Below are 18926 nucleotides of genomic sequence, written 5' to 3'. Positions count from 1 at the left end.
ATAGTGTCGACTTCGATGTTTTGCTCGGCCCTCAATGGTACTTCTGACCTCTGTTGTCGAAGGCGGCCTTGGTGCCCTCGAGCACATCGACCACCGCTCGGTTTATGATGCCGTCTTCGATTGACCCTGAATGGTAGGAGATGCGTGCGCCGTTCTTCCTGTCGAACGTCGCGTGGATGATCTGCTCGGCATCACACACGACTGCCAAGTTGGGGTTGTGGGTGACCATGATGATCTGCCGAGACTTCTTCGCCTCATTGAGAACCGGCACAAGCAGGCTCACCACCGTCTCGTTGTCCAGATTTTCCTCCGGCTGATCGAGCACGATAGGGTTACGACCCTTGTCGACGAGTAGGTAAAAGATCAGGAGGAGTGCGCCACGCTGTCCCGGCGACAGCTGTTCGATCTGAGTATCTTGGAAGAGCAGCGTATATTTCGGCTCCAGGTACTGCAGACCGAATATATAGCTGTAAACGTCCGCGGGCTCCTTATCCTTGCGCATAAGCGCCCGGATGCCCGGAGTGTTGCTTGTCGCTTCCGCGCTTTCGGACAGCAGCGACGCCATGTCCTCGGCAAATCCTGTCGCATCAGTCGCACTCTCGAAACGGTACTTCTCGAATCGGCTACGCACGGCAGAGAAACTCTCGTCTTCGCCGCGAAGCTCACCTTTGCTCTGTTTGATGGCACTGAACAGATTCGTTGCAATCGCGTCAGGAGAGCCCAGCAGCTTTGCCTGGAACTGGAGCTTGTACTCCTCGCGGATCAGCGCGTTGCCCTGAATCAATCGCTGCAACGGTGCAAACAACGCCTCACGCGCCGCGCGCTGTTCTTCGAGAACGTCGAAAATCTGTGTGGTGATCTCCTTTCGGGACGCCCGCCGCTGATCCAACAGGGCGGGCAGTTCCTCAATTTGCGCGACGCGACGCTGCAGACCTTTGAGGCTTTCCGGCTCGGTAACCGAGCCCTCGATCGCTTCCAGGGCGGTTTGCCAATCCTTCAAAGCCTGTACATACGCTTGGTACTTCTGCTGTGGCTCGTTCAGCGTCTCTGCCAGGAGTTTTTGCTCGGCAACTAGTGCGGACTGCGTTGCCGTCGCGCTCTCGATCTTTGTCGCGATCTCTCCGTCATTGGCGACGAGAGCCTTTTGGTAGTCCACCAACACTGCACGGTTGACGGTAAGGGTGACGATCTCCTCGGGCTTCAGATTGACCAGAGCGAGATCATCGGCGATCTCGGATATGAACGTCGTGAACTGCTTCTCGAACAATCCTATGCGCTCGGTGATGCTGCGGATCGACCGCTGCTTTCTCCCGATCATCTGCCGGTCCTCGCCGGCCTTCTTGCCTTCCGCAGCCGCCGTCTCGAGCGCCGCCGCGATTTCCGCGAGGCGGGCACTCGCCCGCTTCTGATCGTCGGTGAGCTCTTCCGTGGGTTGTGCGACGGCAGGGGGCTTGATCGCCGTGTGTTCCTCGATCTGCTTCGCCTTCAGCTTGATCTGCTCATCGAGGTTTTTCCGGACGTTCGGATGGAGCTGGTCTTCTGTATCGACGATCAGCTCATTAAGTGCACGCAGCGATTTGCGAAGCTCGTTTACGCGAGCCCGGAACACAATCTCCTGCTTCTCGATGAGCTGGTCGAAACTGAGGGCGTCAAGACGCACGTCGGTTGGTACGTGCGAAAAAATGACCTCCCGGAGCTCCTTTTCGAACTCATCGGTCTTCCCCGACACGTGATCGTTGCACAGAGCTTCGAACCGCCCCTGCGGTATGTACCGCACCAGTTCGACGCGTTCGCCAGAGGGATCGTCGGACAGGCTCATCACGCAAGGATCGCCGGCGAGCCAAGTGAGCTCGCCGACGAACTGACGGGCCGGCTCTCCCGCCTTTCCGCGGAAGCGATCACGTTTCAGGAAGGAGAAATGGGCGCTTTGCTGGGAATTTCCCAAGAGCGCCACGATGTCGGCGAGCGCACTCTTGCCGCTTCCTTTGTTCCCGATGATCGCCACCAGATCGGGATTCAGAGGGATTTCAATCCCGTGCAACCACGCGTCAGACAGCGTGCTACCGGCGGCTTTCGTGATGCGAATGCGGTCGATGTAGAAGGTTTTGTGCTGATTGATGCGATCCAGCTTTGGCGGTCGTTCCCCCAGGAACGACCGCTTCGCAGGCTCCTTGAGCACCTGCAGCAACCCCTTCCAAGTCGGATCAGCCTTGATCCATGTGCGTTTCCCGGATGGGAAGTCGCCGTAACCACGCTTTTCGTTCGTACCGTTCCCCCGGAAACAGTGCGCATCGCTCCCCGAGATGGCGAGCCTGGGAACGCCTTTCAGAGCTGCCTGGAAATTGGCGATCCAATTCTTGTTGCCCTCCGTCTGTACACCGCAGAAAGCGGCCCACAGATCCGGCTTTCGCGTCTCGAATATGGGTGATGATTCAAATAACCCGAGCGCGTATGCGTAGTGGTCGGACCACTTGACCGAGGCGAGCCCATCATTCGTGGAGAAGGGCATGAAGCCGACGGCCCGACCGCCGGGCACCTGGCGGATCGCCTCCTTATAGGAATCGACGTTCACCTCAGCGACCATACAACCCGCTCGGAAAGCCTCTACTTCGTCTGAATCGATCTTGCTCTTTTCAAATCCATGATTTGCCAACTTGTCGGCGCCCACGTAGCGGGCGTACGCAATTAATGCGTCGCGAGAGAGCGGCTGATTGATAAGCTCGAGCTTCAAACGGGACAGAAAGTCCCTGAGATGCTGGTCGTTGATCTCGTTGGAGAAAAGGACGTGAGCGTTGAGCCGGCCATCCATGGGCGCCATGAGGCGCAATTCTATGCCGGGAAACACGGTCTTCTCGAGAGCCGGCGCGCCACCTTCCGTTTGCCGCCTCTTCAAGGCGAACCAACCGTCAAACGACCAGTAATCCATGAGGCCGAACGCGATCGGAGCAGCGTCATTGAGGGCGCGTATCATCTCGTCGACGAGATGATTATTTTGGGCTTGATCAAGGCCGAAGCGCTCTCCGTCCCAATGAAATGAGGATGGCGAGTGTATGTGCAGATCCCACTCCCGCCACAAAGACCCCCTCGAAAACATTCGTCCACTCCCTCCCGGCGCGTGCTCATTCATGGTCGAGCGCATACATTGATTTCAGGCTGCGAATGATCGGCCCTCTATTTACTGCTCGATTTCAGAAAGACACATCACCCTCGCGCCCTGTTTCCTATTTATTCGCTGAAATCTAAGCCCACGTCCTCGGCTTCACCCTCTTCTGCCGAGAGATCACTAGCTAAGATTGGTATGTCGCCCGCCAGCAGCCTGTCCTTACTGAGCAGGCCAGCATCTTCCAACGCCTCCATGTCGGGTAGATCACGCAGCGTGTCGAAGCCGAAGTGAGAAAGAAATCCCTTCGTCGTGACATAGGTGTAGGGCGCGCCCGGCTGCGGCGATCGCGGCCCGGCAGCGATGAATCCCAGGGAGCGCAGATGCCCAATCATGTCCCGGCTGACTTCCTTGCCGAAGAACTGGCTGAGCTCGCCGCGGGTGATCGGCTGGAAATAGGCGATGCACATCAGGATCAGAGCATCCGACTGTGACAGCGGCTTGGTCTCGGCCCCAAGGCCGGTTGCGGCACGGATGGCGTCGGCGAAACCCTTCTTCGTGCGATGCTGCCAGCCGCCGGCCACAGCGATGAGCTCATAGGGGCGGCCGCGCAGCTCGTCCCGGATGTCGTCGATGATCAGATCGAGGTTGCACTCGCGCCCGACGACGCGGGCCAGCACCTCCCGCCCGACCGGCTCGGGCGAGGCAAAGATCACCGCCTCGACCCGGCCCATCCATTCGCGCCAGCGCAGCTCGGCCGGCAATTCCGCGAGTTCGATATCGAGTCCCTCCTCGTGTCGCGCCCGCTTCGCCATGGTCTAAAGCCCGTAGAGCCGGAAGGCCGGCCGGCCGGAGAGCTCGCGCACCGCGCCGAGCGTCTCAAGGCGTTCGAACAGGCGCCGGGCACCCCAACGCGACAGGCGCGTGGTTTGCAGCGTGCCTGGCACGGCATCGTCGTCAAGCAACAGCCGGATCGCCTCCCCTGCTCCTTTCGCGCGCAACTTCGGCGCCACGGCATCGAGCCGCGCCGCGCGGCCAGCGAGATCGCCGGCGAGCCGGCAGGCCTCCCCCGCCGCCTGTGCGAGCGCCACGCAGACCGCGCGCTGGAACCCTTCTCCTCCCAGGCGAATGCGGCCACGACCGCCCTCGGCCCGGAAGGCGTTGCTGCGCGCCTGCGCGACGAGGATCGGCACCGGCCGCGGCCAGCGCAGCCGCAGCGCCATCACCTGGTCGGCGAGCCACCAGCCGAGCAACTCGGCGTCGGGCCGCAACGCCTGAACGTCGCCGGCGATCGTGGCCGCGGCAAAGGGCGGGGGAGCTCCGCTGCGGGTGAGATCGCCGACCCGATCCACCAGCGGCGCCAGCTCGTCGCCCCAGCGTAGGCCGAGCAGCCCTGCCGTCGATCGCAACGTGTCCAGATCGACCCCGGGCGAGCGAGCGGCGAGGCGCTTCCAGGCGGCGAGAATGGTTCCGGCGGGACCGGGATCGTCGCCCGCCTGGCGCAGGTGCCAGGCATCGCGCAGAGCGGCCTCGTCCTCCGTGCGGCCGACGACAGACACGGCTGCGGCCGCGCATTTCAGGGCGAGGCGCTGGCGCCAGGCGCCGGCCCAGGGCGGATCTGACCGCACCAGATTATCCAGGGAATTCAGGGCGGAGCCGGCGAGGAAGGCGGCCTCCGCTTCACTCGTCACCGGCCCGCGCGGCACAGCCCAGCCCGGCACGATCGGCGGCGCGGGGGAGCTGGCGGTCGCGGGATCGAGGCGAATCATGATTCCGAGGGTAAAATGCCGGTGCGCTTTGCGCCATCATTTTCGCCATAAAACGCACAGGCTGTAGGCGGACCAAAACGACCGATAAAATTGCATTATCCGTCGTTTTCGTCTTTATATAGAGAATGGCCTCTCTCGTCGATCAGAACCCCGACAAACGTGCTGGGCATCGCTCCGCTCGATCACAGGAAACGTCCCAGGATGTCGACCAAACCGCGCCGGCGGCCTCGGCCGAGCCCGAGGGATCGAGCGCCGACGACATGCCTGACATTATCGACGTCGTCCTGGAGATGGGTCGTGCACCGGAAGAGCCGGCGGTGGAAGCCGGAGCGCCTTCCCCTCCCCTTCCGGTCGTTTCGACCCCGCGACTGCCGGAGCATCTTGATGCGCTCGCGGACCGCGCCCGCGATTATGTCGAGGCGGCGAGTTCGGTCAACACGCGCCGCGCCTACGCTTCGGACTGGAAGCAGTTTGCGAGCTGGTGTCGTCGGCAGGGCGTCGAGATGTTTCCGCCCGATCCGCAGGTGATCGGGCTCTACATCACCGCCTGCGCTTCGGGAAAGGCCATCGGGGACAAGAAGCCGAACTCCGTGTCGACGATCGAGCGCCGGCTTTCGGCGCTGACCTGGAACTATGCGCAGCGTGGCCAGCCGCTCGACAGAAAGGACCGCCATATCGCCACGGTCATGGCCGGTATCCGCAACAAACACGCCGCCCCACCCCGGCAGAAGGAAGCGGTCTTGCCCGAAGACCTGATCGCGATGTTGGAAACGCTCGATCGCGGCACGCTCCGCGGCCTGCGCGATCGCGCCATGCTGCTGCTTGGCTTCGCCGGTGGCCTGCGCCGTTCGGAGGTCGTCGGCCTCGACTGCGGCCGCGACCAGACCGAGGATTCGTCCGGCTGGGTGGAGATTTTCGACAAGGGCATGCTGTTACGGCTGCGCGGCAAGACCGGCTGGCGCGAGGTCGAAGTCGGACGCGGCTCATCCGATACGACCTGTCCTGTCGTGGCGCTGGAAACTTGGCTCAAGCTCGCGCGCATAGCCCACGGGCCACTCTTCCGGCGTGTTACCGGCCAGGGCAACGCCGTGGGCGGCAATCGGCTCAACGACCAGGAGGTCGCCCGCCTCGTGAAGCGCACAGCGCTGGCAGCCGGCGTGCGCGGGGATCTGCCTGAAGGCGAGCGCGGGATGATGTTTGCCGGCCATTCGCTGCGGGCCGGCCTGGCGTCTTCAGCCGAAGTCGACGAACGCTATGTTCAGAAGCAGCTCGGTCACGCGAGCGCCGAGATGACGCGCAAATACCAGCGCCGTCGCGACCGCTTCCGCGTCAATCTCACCAAGGCGTCCGGGCTGTAGAAAGCCCCCTCCCCTCCCCCGTTTTCGGCCGCCGGACAGCGGATTGAGAGAGCAGAACTTTCACCTTAGCGTTTCAATTGAAATCGCGAAGTAAAACCGACATCGGTCGCGCGCGTAGCGGGTCCGATGAGGGTTTCGAGGGGAATTGAGCCGAGTTCGTAAGCCATTGTTTCAATTGTATCTGATTCGCAATTGTCAAGCTATAGGGCCTTTCACTTGACAGTGCGGGTATTCTTTCTCGACCCACGGCCAAGCGAGCCGCCGAACCCGCTCGGCGATTGTACAGCAGGACACCTCTGGCCCTTCTGAAGCCCGGGAAGTGCTGATTTCCGGCATCTGGGCGGCCGTAGCGCCCTCCCTAAGTGCCTTAAGAGACGTTTACAAACGATCGGTTATCCGTATCTTTCATGTTTGTAAATTCGGCTTCAACACGGCTCTCAGGCGCTCCAAATGACCAAAACACCGCGCAATCCCTCTTCCCGTCGGCCACAGGGCCGACTTATCGGCTATGCGCGCGTCTCCACGGACGAGCAGGCGACGGAAGCGCAGGAGATGGAACTGAGGTCGGCCGGATGCGATACAATCATCCAGGAGCATGGGTCCGGCGCCTCGCGGACCCGCCCTGCCCTCGCCCGGCTGGTCCGTGAGATCGGCGCCGGCGACACCCTCGTTGTGGTTCGGCTCGACCGCCTAGCGCGCTCGGTGAGCCACTTGCTCAATGTCATCGAGGAGTTGACGTCCAAAGGCGCCTATTTCCGCTCGCTGAGCGATCCCATCGATACCACGACGCCGCAGGGCATGTTTTCGCTGCAGGTCCTTGGCGCCGTCGCCCAGCTGGAACGGGCTCTCAACTCGGAGCGGACGAAGGCAGGCGTCAAAGCTGCGAAGGCAAATGGCCGGCTACCAGGCAACCCAGGGGTTCGGGAACGTCGGCCGGAGATGCTGGCCAAGATGACGGCTGCTCAGAAAGCGGCCTACGGCGCGCGCATCCAGTCCACTGCCAATCAATGGCTTCCAGTCGTCCGGCGCATGCGACCAGACCACACCTGGGACGACATTTCGCGCGTCCTCAAGCAACGCGGCTTCGATTGGACCCCTGAGCGCTTGCGGCGCGCGGTAAGATGGATGGTCAGCGAAGGAATGGCCGATAAGTCTCTCCTGAGAAAGTCGCCGCCTCGGCCGCCCGAGGACCGCCTGATGACGCTTGTAGCGGGTATCCATTCCTCCAACCCAGAGCTCACCTTGCGCGAAATCGCCAACCAGCTCGAGCGCCTTCATGAGCGCACACCGCGTGGCGGTACGAGATGGGCGCCCTCCTCCGTCAAAAACCTTCTCGACCGGGCAAAGCGAAGCGGCTTGCTCGAGGCAGCCTGAGCGCGGAAGCTGGGAATAACGTGGGAGCGGCGGCGCTGTACAGATCGCAGGGCCGACTTTCGGCAGCACACGCCAAACAAATCCGGAGAGCGCTGCCATGGAAACGATGACCGTCAACAGCCGGAAGGATTTCGCGCAATGGGCGATCGCGCGGGTCCAGGAGCGTCTGAAATTCTTGCAGCGATTTACCTCCGCCGCCCTGGACGGACCGGCTCGGGGCATAGCTTTTTCAGTTCGGACATCACCGACGCGACATCAACCGGACTGAGGTCCGTCATCGCGAAGAACTTGCGACCGAAGCCTCCGAACGAAGTTCCAATCGATTTGCCCTCCGACCTGTCTTTGATCACGAACCGGTCATGAAGGTCGCTCGACATGTAGTGGCGCACCGAGCGGCCTTCCTTCAAGGCACGAAGCACGGCTGGACGAACGGTCCGTTGATAGCTGTTGGTATAAAGGTCGACCCGAATTGCCGTCTTGGGAAACAATCGCACAAGGGCATCCGAATAGCTCTCAATGTCCGGAAACATTCCCGTTGGTTTGAAGTGCAGAAAATAGGGGTCGCACACGATCACCTCCTCGGCGCCCCTCAGCCAGTGCCGAAGATCGTCAAGGCCATCCCTTGCATCTTGAGCGCTCGCCTTGACAATCAGCTCGATTGGAACGCGCGGGGTGGGGTACGGCGACGTCGCTTCATCCATTTCTGCTCGAAGACACTCACAGTAGTGCAGCAGAGTGGCTTCAAACTCCCGGGACACCAAGAGGCTCGGACCGGGCTTTCCGCTTCTGATTTGAGCGATACAGGCCTCAAAAAGCCGCAATAGATCTCGTTTCAGGTCCGCGTCCATTGGATTACCCCCTGCCCCCGGACGGCTTTTTGAGTGAGCGAAGAAGCGCCTCACTAACTTCGAGCTTGCCGGGAGCACTGTCAGAAGCGTCAGACGTTGCTAGTTCGCCTCGGTCCCCGCTGAGTTCAGCACGTTTGCCGGCATCGAGCTTGGCGCGCAAAAGCGCCATGACCATCGGCCATGTGGAGAATTTGCCCTCCCTTGCCTTGTCCGTCAGGCTGCGCAGATAACCGCCGGCGCTGTTGATCTGATCGGAGCGCTGCAGGATTGCCGCGAGCGTAATAGCGGCCTGAACCTCGCCCATCGCCTCGCAGGCTTCCCGCCAGGCGCTCGGGCTGACCCCAAGCAGTGGCCGAGCCACCTCCGCGGCCGCCAGAAAGTCCCGCCAGTGGCGTATCTCGCCCCCTGGCACCAAATCCTTCACGTCCGGGCAGGCGTCAAGCACGATCCCCAAGGGCAACTCCCGCTTCGGCAAGCTCCGCAGGTTATCGTTTTCCGCGGCGCCGCCGCCCGCTTCATTCTCTTTTCGAGAGCCTTCTTCAGATTCAGATATGGAGTCTGGGTTTGAATTCTGTATGTGGCGACCAGAATGGGACTCATTGGCGTCCGGATTCTGTGTTTTTGCAAATGATTCCAACACCTCGAGGATCTCCGTGTAGAGACCGTGGAGATCGCAGCAGATGTCCTCGATTAGTTGCCTCGGGGCAGAGCGCGGCAGGCGGCCGACAATAGCCTGGTAGGTCTGCTGTACCCTGCCCCAATTGCCCGGAACGTTCTCCTCGATGCCGGTCTCAATGAGCTTGACGACGTCGCGGCGCAGTAACGTCAGGCGTTCCTTGGCAAGCCGAAAGGCATTCTTTTCGGCCCGAACCGCGTCCGCCAGTTCCTCGAACTCCTCCGCACGGGCAACGATCGGGGCCAGATCGAACCCGTAGGCCTGTTCGACCTGCCCGCCCCTGCCCTTGCGGGCGAAGCGTTTGCCGTTCGGACTATCGCGACGAATGATCAGCCCGCAGTCGACCAAAACGGCCAGGTGCCGCCGCAGCGTTGTCGCCGGCATGCCGTTTGCACGGGCCATGAGTTGCTCGTTCGACGGCCAGACAATCAATTCACCGTCGCCCGAGAGCTCCGTTTCTGGATGGAACGAGAGCAGGGCGTTCAGAATGGCGAGTGCGCGGTCCGTTGCACCGATCAGGTCGCGCGCTTCCCGGATCGTGTGGAACACCTGCCACTTTTGAACCTGCGCGCCTTCCGGCACGGTCTTTGCTACAGCCTGGCTTGCCATCATGCCAAGCGACATCGTTCGCCGCCCAAAGGGCGTCGTTGGGGTATGCGTCTGCATTTTTCTTCACCTATCGCTAGGCAAAAGAAACCTGCTCGCCGAATCGGCGCTCAAACCGACCTGAATGGTCTTGACTATGATTCGCGGAAGTGGGATTCTCTCAGTCGCCAAACTTAAAGAGAAGGTCTTCCGGAATGCCGTTTCGGGGGCCTTTTTCTTTTGCGCTCAATCTCCGTTTGTGGTTGCTCGTTTTTCCCGACGGAAAGCCTCATACAACTCGCTGAGATTTTCCGAGAGGTAGTCACCGAACGCTGTTGCGTCGGTCCCCTTCGCCTTTAGGGCGATGGTGAATTTCTTGCCACTGGCCACCATCTCCGCGGCAACACGCCCATCAGACGGCGCCCAGGTGCGTTTGGATGGTGCCGGCGCGGCACGGCGCCGTGGCTTTGAGGCTTTCAGCTTCGCGACGATCGCATCGAACCGCGCTTCGCTTGGCATCCCCTGAAAATCGGAATTCGACGCTAGAGCCAGGGCAGTGTCGACATTGCCCGGCTTGTCGAGGAGGAGTTTGAGCTCGTACCAGCGATCACGACCAACGGCTTTGGCGCGGCCGATCGCTTCGAGCAGGTCCTTGGGTATCGACGCGACAGAGAGCATCTTCGAAAGTGTCGGCCGATCGACACCGATCGCGGCGAGGGCGGTCGCGTTGTCTTCGTCGAATTTCCGTTGAACGATGTCGGCGGCAAACAGCGCTTTCTCGATGAAGGACGTGTTCGCTCGCGCGTTGTTTTCCTGTCCCTGGGCGATCACATGATCGCGCTCGGAGATCTCCTTGATGACAGCGCGAAGTTTGAGACCAAGCTCCTTAGCGGCGCGCCAGCGGAGGCGACCGAAGACCAGCATGTAGCGGCCGGACCGCTCGGGATGAGGGCGAAGGAGGGCCGGGGAGTTCTGACCGGAACTGCGGATCGACTCCAGCACCTGGGCGTAGTCGGCCTCGTAGTCTTCCTGATCAACGTTGAGCCGGTCGTTGGCGAAGGATTGGTCCACCAAGTCGGGGTCAACCTCGATTATCGTCTCGCCCTCGAGCAGCTTGCCTGCCTGAGCTGCCATTTCGTCGATCGAGCTTATGAGCGAGCGTGATGCACCCTTGAAGGCGTAGTCTCGCGCGACCGGGCGCTCGGCGGGAGCGTTGCCGTTGTCCATAATGCTCGCAAAGGGATTTTTCCGCGCCATTTGACTAGCACCCCCTTATCCGACTTATGCGCTTGAAACCGCGTACCTTTTTGGCGGTTTTGACGGCAGTCAACATCACAGCCGCCCCCATGCCTGGTGAATCAGTCCCTGAATCTCGAAGTTCACGGCATCCATGCTGTCGATTGCCCGATCGTAGGTATCCCGATTGAAGTTCGATCGCTCGACCTCATAGAGCGTCTGCTTGGTGAGGCCGGCGTCGGAAATCGCCGTGGATTTGAGCATTGGGTTCTTCAGGATCTCCTCGGCTAGCATCGACTGCATGAAGCCGACCATCTGCGCCTGGGGAATGTCCGTGGGCTCGTATCGGGTGATGAGATAGCGCAGCCAGTCCAGCTGAACCTGCGCGCCAGCATTCTTGATCGACTTCATGATATTGCCCAGCATCAGCAGAAACTGACTCATGGACATCAGGTCCAGCATCTGCGGATGGACTGTAATCAGAACCGAGGTGGCGGCCGAGAGTGCTGAGAGCGTCAGATAGCCAAGCTGCGGAGGGCAATCGACGACCACGACGTCATAACGGTCACTGACCGAATCCAACGCCTTGGCGACCCTCGTGAAGAACCGCTTTCCTTCTTGAGACGGAGACTGCATCGCAAGTGGCGTCTCGTACTCATATTCCTGCAGTTCTAGGTTCGCCGGGATGATGTCGAGCAACGGGAAGTTCGTCTTGCGAATAACGTCTTCGACCGGGGCGGCGTCACCATATCGGATCGCATCGTAGAGCGAGGGGTTTTTGTCGAGCTCGGGCTGGAAGCCATGGAGGGCCGATAGCGAAGCCTGCGGATCAAGATCCACAGTCAGGACCCTGTGACCCGTGAGCGCAAGGTGCTGCGCGAGATGTGCCGTAGTGGTGGTTTTTCCCGACCCGCCCTTGAAATTGACCACGGCAATGACCTGCAGCTTTTCGCCGGGTTTGCGGTAGGGCACATACTTCTTGGAATCCGATCGCCCGTGCTTATCCAGATAGTCCCGCAGCTCGGTCATCTGCTCGGCGGAGTAAAAGCGCCGTCCACCGGCAACGACGAACGGCTCGGGGCCTTTCTTTTCAAGATGGAGGCGTTTCAGATTGTTTGGACTGATCCCGAGATAATGGGCGACCTCGGCCATCGAGAACCGCCGAAGCGTCTTCTGCCCTTCGGTCGGAAACTTCTCGACCCTCAGTTGGTCGAGCTTGCGCGAGATCTCGGCCCCTTGGGCGAGGATCTTGTCGTCAAACTCAAAACTTGGGAGAAATGCCATCTCCGCTTTGTCCCCGAACGAGAAAATAGCGCCATATTCGGCCATTCGGCCAATCTGGCGCCAGTATGAGCGATTCCCGTTCTCTGGCAAGCGATTTTAGGTTAACAGAAGGTTGCCAGAAGCGTGATCGAGATCGGCGGCGGCCGTGACCTTGGCGGCCTTTTTCCTTTTCTCTCAGTCACTTACCAACATTGCCCGATGATACCTGGAGCAAATTCTGGCCCGGCAGAATTGCCGGGGCCGAGCCCGGCCGTTGGGCCCGGGAAAAGCAAATATCCTCCAATCCGCCGTCCGGAACCCGACTCACCCCCGTCCGAACCCGGCAATTCTGCCGGGCTGACGGAAGGCAGTTATCCATGATCGATAGGCCCGTCGATCGCATTTGTAGGACGGAAACATGCCATGGAGACGAGAGCGGTGTAGAGCCGCTCGATACGAGAGATCTGCGTCTAGCGAGGTCCAGTTTGTGGAAGTTGCCGAATGAGCCGGGCGCGATCGCACGATCGGCTCGTGCGCAAACTCCAGGACGCGCTCGGTGAGGCGATCTGCGGGGCACTCAAGGATCCGCTGGTAGTCGAAATCATGCTCAATCCCGACGGCCGGCTGTTTGTGGAACGGCTCGGGCAGGGGGTCGAGCCCATTGGCGAGCTCGCGCCCGGCGCCGCCGAGATTATCATCGGCAGCGTTGCCCATGCTCTGCAGACTGAAGTGGATGCAAGCCAGCCGATCATCTCGGGCGAACTCCCGATCGGTGGGCACCGCTTCGAGGGCCTACTCCCACCGATTGTCGCCGCACCTACGTTCACGATCCGACGGCGGGCATCCCGGCTCATCCCGCTCGAGGAATATGTGCGAGCCGGGATCATGACCCACCGTCAAGCAACCGTGCTGCGGAGCGCTGTTGCTTCGCGCATGAACATTGTGATCAGCGGCGGCACTGGGTCGGGCAAGACGACTTTGGCCAACGCCGTGATTGCGGAGATTGTCTCGCTGTCACCCGACGACCGCCTGGTCATCCTCGAGGACACCTCGGAAATCCAGTGCGCAGCCGACAACGCCGTTGCCCTTCATACCAGCGACACAGTGGACATGGCCCGGCTGTTGAAGAGCACGATGCGGCTGAGGCCGGACCGGATCATCGTCGGCGAAGTCCGCGACGGTGCCGCGCTCACCCTGCTCAAGGCATGGAATACCGGCCACCCGGGCGGTGTGACGACCATTCACGCCGACAGCGCCGTCTCCGCGCTCCGCCGCCTCGAGCAATTGACCGCGGAGGTCAGCCAGCAGCCGATGCGTGAGGTGATCGGCCAAGCCGTCGACCTCGTCGTCTCGATCGAACGTGCCGGCCACGGCCGGCGCGTGCGTGATGTCATGCATGTCACGGGCTTCGACGGCGCGCGCTACGCGACCGATCACCATCCCCAGATTGATGAGGAAAGTCATGCCGCATAACAACCGCGCTCTGGCCGCCATCCCGGTCGCGGCAACGCTCTTCTTTCTCGCACTCGCGACGCCGGCGCTCGCCTCAAGTGGTGGCGGTCTGCCCTGGGAAGGGCCGCTTCAACAGATACAGCAGTCCATCACCGGCCCGGTTGCGGGCTTCATCGCGCTGGCCGCCGTTGCAGTCGCAGGCGGCATGCTGATCTTTGGCGGCGAATTGAACGATTTCGCGCGCAGGCTGATGTATGTCGTGCTGGTCGCCGGCATCCTCCTCGGCGCCACGCAGATCGTCGGCCTATTCGGCGCGAGCGGCGCCTCGATCGGCTATCCGGCCCACGAGGCGTCGCGGGCCAGGGCAGGGGAGGGGAGCGATGGCTGAGCCAAGCGTTGCTCTCGCACGATCCCGCATTCATCGGGCGCTTTCGCGCCCGAACCATTTGATGGGGGCCGATCGGGAGCTGGTGTTGCTGACCGGCCTTGCCGCCGTGATCCTGATCTTCGTGGTCCTGACGTGGTTTTCGGTGCTGCTCGGGATCGCCATCTGGGCTGCGGTGCTGGCGGCGCTTCGCATGATGGCCAAAGCCGATCCGATGATGCGGCAGGTCTATCTGCGCCATATCGGCTATCGAGCAGGCTACCGTCCGACCGCCTCACCGTGGCGGAGGCCCTGACTGGAATGGTCGCGCTTCGTCAGTTCCGCAACACCCGGCCGTCCTTCTCCGACCTTCTGCCCTATGCGGGCCTGGTCGACGACGGCGTGATCCTGCTCAAGGATGGGTCGGTCATGGCCGGCTGGTATTTTGCCGGCCCGGATTCGGAGAGCTCGACCAACTTCGAGCGCAACGAGGTGTCGCGGCAGATCAACACGATCCTGTCCCGGCTCGGCTCGGGCTGGATGATCCAGGTCGAGGCAGTGCGCATCCCCACCGTTGCCTATCCCGAACGCGAGGACTGCCATTTCCCTGACCCGGTGACACGTGCGATCGATGACGAACGGCGGGCGCATTTCGAGGCCGAGAGCGGGCATTACGAGAGTCAGCACGCCATCATTCTCACCTACCGGCCACCCGAGCGGCGCCGGTCGGGCCTCGCACGCTATGTCTATTCCGATAGTGAGAGCCGCTCGGAGACCTATGCCGATGTGGTCCTGGACACCTTCCGCACATCCATCCGCGAGTTCGAACAGTATCTGGCCAATGTGCTTTCGATCCGGCGCATGGTTACCCGCACGGTCGCCGACCCTGAATCCGGTCGCGAAGCCCGGTACGACGAACTCTTCCAGTTCATCCGGTTCTGCATCGTGGGCGAAAGCCATCCGGTGCGCCTGCCGGCGATCCCGATGTATCTCGACTGGCTGGCGACGGCCGAGTTTCACCACGGCCTGTCGCCGGTGGTCGACGGACGGTATCTTGCCGTCGTCGCGATCGACGGGTTTCCGGCCGAGAGCTGGCCGGGGATTCTCAATTCGCTCGACCTGATGCCGCTCACTTACCGGTGGTCGAGCCGCTTCATCTTCCTCGACGACCAGGAAGCGCGTGCAAAACTCGAACGCACGCGCAAGAAATGGCAGCAGAAGGTGCGGCCGTTCTTCGACCAGCTTTTTCAGACCCAGAGCCGTGCGGTCGACCAGGACGCCATGACGATGGTCGCCGAGGCCGAGGACGCCATTGCCGAGGCCTCATCCCAGCTCGTCGCCTTTGGTTACTACACACCGGTGATCGTGCTCTTCGATAGTAACGATACGCGGCTGCGCGACCAGGCCGAGGCGGTGCGCCGGCTCGTCCAGGCCGAAGGGTTCGGCGCGCGCATCGAGACGCTCAACGCGACCGAAGCCTATCTCGGCAGCCTGCCGGGCAACAGCTACGCTAATGTCCGCGAACCGCTCGTCAATACGCGCAACCTCGCCGACCTCATTCCGCTCAATTCCGTGTGGTCGGGAAGCGCTGCCGCGCCTTGCCCCTACTATCCGCCCGGCTCGCCGCCCCTGATGCAGGTTGCGTCAGGTTCGACGCCCTTCCGGCTGAACCTCCATGTCGACGATGTCGGACATACGCTCGTGTTCGGTCCGACCGGCTCGGGCAAGTCGACGCTGCTCGCCCTGATCGCGGCTCAGTTTCGCCGCTATGAGAACGCGCAGATCTTTGCCTTCGACAAGGGCCGGTCGCTGCTCCCGCTCACGATCGCTGCCGACGGCGATCATTACGAGGTCGGCGCAGGGGAGGGGACTTCTCTGTCGTTCTGCCCGCTGGCCGAGTTGTCGACCGAGGGAGATCGGGCCTGGGCAAGCGAATGGATCGAGACGCTGATCGCCATGCAAGGTGTTGCGATCACACCCGATCATCGCAATGCGATCTCCCGCCAGGTCGGTCTCATGGCGTCGGCGCGAGGCCGCTCGCTCTCGGATTTCGTGAGCGGGGTGCAGATGCGCGAAATCAAGGACGCGCTCCACCACTACACCGTCGACGGGCCGATGGGACAACTCCTCGACGCCGAGGAGGACGGGCTCGCGCTCGGCGCGTTCCAGACCTTCGAAATCGAGGAGCTGATGAACATGGGCGAGCGCAATCTCGTGCCCGTGCTGCTTTATCTTTTCCGCAGGATCGAAAAACGCCTGACGGGCGCGCCCAGTCTCATCGTTCTCGACGAAGCCTGGCTGATGCTCGGCCATCCCACCTTCAGGGATAAGATCAGGGAGTGGCTGAAGGTCCTGCGGAAAGCGAACTGCGCCGTTCTGCTTGCCACACAGTCGATCTCGGACGCGGAACGCTCGGGCATCATCGACGCGCTCAAGGAAAGCTGCCCGACCAAGATCTGTCTGCCGAACGGCGCCGCGCGCGAACCGGGCACGCGCGACTTCTATGAGCGCATCGGCTTTAACGAGCGCCAGATCGAGATCGTCGCGACCGCGACGCCGAAGCGCGAATACTACGTCGCAAGCCCCGAGGGCAGACGGCTATTCGACATGGCGCTTGGCCCGGTCGCGCTCGCCTTCGCAGGCGCCTCGGGCAAGGAAGACCTCAAACGCATCGATCAGTTGCACAAGGATTATGGTCCGGACTGGCCGGCTGCGTGGCTTATGGAAAGGGGGATCAGCAATGCCGAAGCCATTCTTACACGCGATTAGGATCACGGCCGCCTCGGTGATGAGCGCGTGCCTGGTTCTCCCAGGCTCGGCTCATGCCGGTGCGGTCACCGGGAACGCAACCGAGTGGACGCAGCTCCTCAACAACGCGGAGCTGGTGGGGCTCACGGGCCAGTCGGCCGAGCAGATCCAGAACCAGATCACTCAGATCACGCAACTCTCCGAGCAAATCCAGAATCAAATCCGGATCTACGAGAACATGCTGCAGAACACGTTGCAGCTGCCCGATCACGTCTGGGGTCAGGTCGAAAGCGACCTCATGGCGCTCCAGAACCTCGTCAACCAGGGCGAGGGCATCGCCTTTGCGATGGGCAATATCGACGACGTTCTCAAGCAACGCTTCGAGAGTTTCGCCGAGTTCGAGACGGGGCTCGCCAATGGCGAGGATTTCTCCTCGAGCTATCAGTCGTGGTCGGACACCAACCGCGAGACGATTTCGGCGACGTTGCGGGCGGCCGGACTGACGGCCGATCAGTTCGCCAGTGAAGAGGCGACGATGAGCCAGCTTCGCTCGATGTCGCAGAGCTCCGTCGGTCAGATGCAGGCGCTGCAGGTCGGCCATCAGATCGCCGCGCAACAGGTGGCACAGACACAGAAGCTGCGCGGTCTCGTCTCGCAGCAGATCACGATGATGGCGACCTGGCACCAGTCCGAACAGGCCGCAAAGGATCTCGCGCAGACGCGCCGCGAGGACTTTTTCAACTCGAACGCACCGTCGACATCGGGCGGCCAGGTCATGGAGCCGCGCTGGTGACGAGAACACTTATTATCATGGCGGCAGCCACTGTCATTGTCGGGATCGCTGTTGCGGTCTGGGTCGTCCCGAACCTTGGCGGGGAACCGGATGGCGCGCGCAGAGTCCTCGACACACCGACTGAGTATGACACCACCGCCGGGCAGGAGATGCGGCCGCGCTGGGGCAACGGAGAGGGGCAGGGCGATGAGGCCCCCGACAACTAAGCTCGCCATTGCCGCCAGCCTCGGCGTCCTGTTTTTTCTCCAGCCCGCCCTCGCACAGGATGGCTCGCTTCTCACGACGCTGGAAAACGAGGTCGCGGACGCCGCGCAGGGCTGGGAGACGACCGTCATGCAGGCGGCGCGCTCGCTGTTCTGGATCCTTGCCGGCATCGAAGTTGGCATTGCGGCTGTCTGGCTGGCGCTCGGCGCCGCGTCGCTCGACACGTGGTTCGCCGAGTTGGTGCGGCGCATCATGTTCATAGGCCTGTTCGTCTTCATCCTCGAGCAGGGGCCGGACTTCGCACGCGCAATGGTCGACAGCCTCTTCCAGATCGGCGCAGGGGGCGGCTCGGCATCGCCAGCGAACGTCTTCAACGCCGGCCTGCAGGTCGCGAGCCAGATGTCGGAGAAGGCGCAGTTCGGGCTGTTCGAGGACAATGCGCTCGCGATCGCGGCGGTGTTCGCCATGGTGATCGTCGTCATCGCCTTCAGCCTGGTGGCCGCGATTTTCGTGGCCGTCATGGCCGAGATGTATGTCGGCCTGCTTGCCGGCATGATCATGCTGGGTCTCGGCGGCTCGAGCTTCACCAAGGACTTCGCCGTCCGGTATCTCGTCTATGCGTTCTCGGTCGGCATGAAGCTGATGGCGCTGGTGATGATCGCGCGCATCGGTTCTGAAGTCCTCATCGATCTCGCCAACTCCCCCTCTGGCGCCGACGAGTTTCTGTCCACCCTGGCCATCGGCGGCATTTCCGTCGTGGTGTTCGTCATCGCCATGTATGTGCCCAACATCGTCCAGGGCGTCGTGCAGGGGGTATCGGTGACCGGCGGCATGGAGACGATCCGTCACGGCGGCCAGGCCGCAACCATGGCCGCCGGCAGCGCCGCGCTGGCCTGGGGCGGGGCGAGGGCAGGGGCCTCGGCCTATTCCGATGCACGGGCGGCCGGCAGTTCGTTCGGGGCGGCCGCACTCAAGGGCATGACCAGCGGCGCGAGCGCTGCCGGCTCCGCGCTCGCTTCGGCCGGCCGGGACAAGGCAATCGGCGTTCCGGGCACCTGGGGCGCATCCACACTCGGCCTTGCCAATTCCAAGCTCGACCAGAGCCAGGGCCGCCCCACCACCAGAAAATCAGCAGACGACAAGGCGTGACGTAGAC

At 62.0% G+C, this 18926-nt stretch carries 16 protein-coding genes; 9 read left to right on the top strand and 7 right to left on the bottom strand.

All coding sequences use genetic code 11. The features are described from left to right. Positions 1-31: 31 nt before the first annotated feature. The 3 genes from V1479_RS21160 to V1479_RS21150 form a co-directional block, all read right to left on the bottom strand. Positions 32-3094, bottom strand: coding sequence for a TrlF family AAA-like ATPase (locus tag V1479_RS21160; RefSeq protein WP_368804623.1), 3063 nt, complete (start codon positions 3092-3094; stop codon positions 32-34). Between the two features lie 131 nt (positions 3095-3225). Continuing rightward, positions 3226-3915 carry an SMC-Scp complex subunit ScpB gene (gene scpB, locus V1479_RS21155; RefSeq protein ID WP_368804622.1) on the bottom strand — a complete coding sequence of 230 codons (690 nt, stop codon included), beginning with the start codon at positions 3913-3915 and terminating at the stop codon, positions 3226-3228. 3 nt (positions 3916-3918) lie between these two features. Beyond that, positions 3919-4869 carry a DUF1403 family protein gene (locus tag V1479_RS21150; protein ID WP_368804621.1) on the bottom strand — a complete coding sequence of 317 codons (951 nt, stop codon included), beginning with the start codon at positions 4867-4869 and terminating at the stop codon, positions 3919-3921. A 125-nt stretch (positions 4870-4994) separates the two neighbouring features. Between V1479_RS21150 and V1479_RS21145 the strand changes: the two genes are divergently transcribed. Both V1479_RS21145 and V1479_RS21140 read left to right on the top strand, forming a co-directional pair. Beyond that, positions 4995-6227, top strand: a complete 1233-nt coding sequence (locus tag V1479_RS21145) for a site-specific integrase (RefSeq protein ID WP_415724735.1) — start codon at positions 4995-4997, stop codon at positions 6225-6227. A 450-nt stretch (positions 6228-6677) separates the two neighbouring features. Next, the gene (locus V1479_RS21140; RefSeq protein WP_173194893.1) at positions 6678-7601 is read left to right on the top strand and encodes a recombinase family protein; all 924 of its coding nucleotides are present in this window, start codon (positions 6678-6680) and stop codon (positions 7599-7601) included. Between the two features lie 185 nt (positions 7602-7786). Here V1479_RS21140 and V1479_RS21135 read toward each other — a convergent pair whose 3' ends face one another. The 4 genes from V1479_RS21135 to repA form a co-directional block, all read right to left on the bottom strand. Then, complete coding sequence (locus tag V1479_RS21135) at positions 7787-8449, bottom strand: hypothetical protein (protein WP_119396910.1); 663 nt, start codon at positions 8447-8449, stop codon at positions 7787-7789. Positions 8450-8453: 4 nt separating this feature from the next. Beyond that, entirely contained in the window at positions 8454-9791 is a 1338-nt protein-coding gene (gene repC, locus V1479_RS21130) for a plasmid replication protein RepC (protein WP_173194894.1), read from the bottom strand. Between the two features lie 165 nt (positions 9792-9956). Continuing rightward, on the bottom strand, positions 9957-10967 hold the full coding sequence (gene repB, locus V1479_RS21125) for a plasmid partitioning protein RepB (protein WP_009452547.1): 1011 nt from the start codon (positions 10965-10967) through the stop codon (positions 9957-9959). Positions 10968-11042: 75 nt separating this feature from the next. Beyond that, positions 11043-12275: a plasmid partitioning protein RepA gene (gene repA / locus V1479_RS21120; RefSeq protein ID WP_009452546.1), complete on the bottom strand. Its 1233-nt coding sequence runs from the start codon at positions 12273-12275 to the stop codon at positions 11043-11045. Between the two features lie 435 nt (positions 12276-12710). Here repA and trbB point away from each other — a divergent pair, with 435 nt between their 5' ends. The 7 genes from trbB to trbL are packed head-to-tail and all read left to right on the top strand — an operon-like array spanning position 12711 to position 18919. Then, a complete protein-coding gene (gene trbB / locus V1479_RS21115; RefSeq protein ID WP_173194895.1) occupies positions 12711-13682 on the top strand; it encodes a P-type conjugative transfer ATPase TrbB in 972 nt (323 codons plus the stop codon). Continuing rightward, the gene (locus V1479_RS21110; protein ID WP_173194896.1) at positions 13672-14049 is read left to right on the top strand and encodes a TrbC/VirB2 family protein; all 378 of its coding nucleotides are present in this window, start codon (positions 13672-13674) and stop codon (positions 14047-14049) included. Before trbB ends, V1479_RS21110 begins: the two co-directional genes overlap by 11 nt. After that, entirely contained in the window at positions 14042-14341 is a 300-nt protein-coding gene (locus tag V1479_RS21105; protein WP_173194897.1) for a conjugal transfer protein TrbD, read from the top strand. Before V1479_RS21110 ends, V1479_RS21105 begins: the two co-directional genes overlap by 8 nt. A 5-nt stretch (positions 14342-14346) precedes the next feature. Beyond that, complete coding sequence (locus tag V1479_RS21100; protein WP_173194898.1) at positions 14347-16794, top strand: conjugal transfer protein TrbE; 2448 nt, start codon at positions 14347-14349, stop codon at positions 16792-16794. Then, positions 16766-17566, top strand: coding sequence for a P-type conjugative transfer protein TrbJ (gene trbJ / locus V1479_RS21095; protein ID WP_173194899.1), 801 nt, complete (start codon positions 16766-16768; stop codon positions 17564-17566). Before V1479_RS21100 ends, trbJ begins: the two co-directional genes overlap by 29 nt. Beyond that, on the top strand, positions 17563-17772 hold the full coding sequence (locus tag V1479_RS21090; protein ID WP_173194900.1) for a DUF2749 domain-containing protein: 210 nt from the start codon (positions 17563-17565) through the stop codon (positions 17770-17772). The genes trbJ and V1479_RS21090 overlap by 4 nt, the downstream gene beginning before the upstream one ends. Further along, positions 17753-18919 (top strand): P-type conjugative transfer protein TrbL, encoded by a 1167-nt coding sequence (gene trbL, locus V1479_RS21085; protein WP_368804619.1) that lies wholly within the window; start codon positions 17753-17755, stop codon positions 18917-18919. The genes V1479_RS21090 and trbL overlap by 20 nt, the downstream gene beginning before the upstream one ends. Positions 18920-18926: the final 7 nt, after the last annotated feature.

Source organism: Neoaquamicrobium sediminum (genome assembly GCF_040970315.1).
Lineage (GTDB): Bacteria > Pseudomonadota > Alphaproteobacteria > Rhizobiales > Rhizobiaceae > Aerobium > Aerobium sediminum.
Note: the sequence above shows the minus strand (reverse complement) of the source record. Positions and strands in the feature narration are given on the sequence as shown.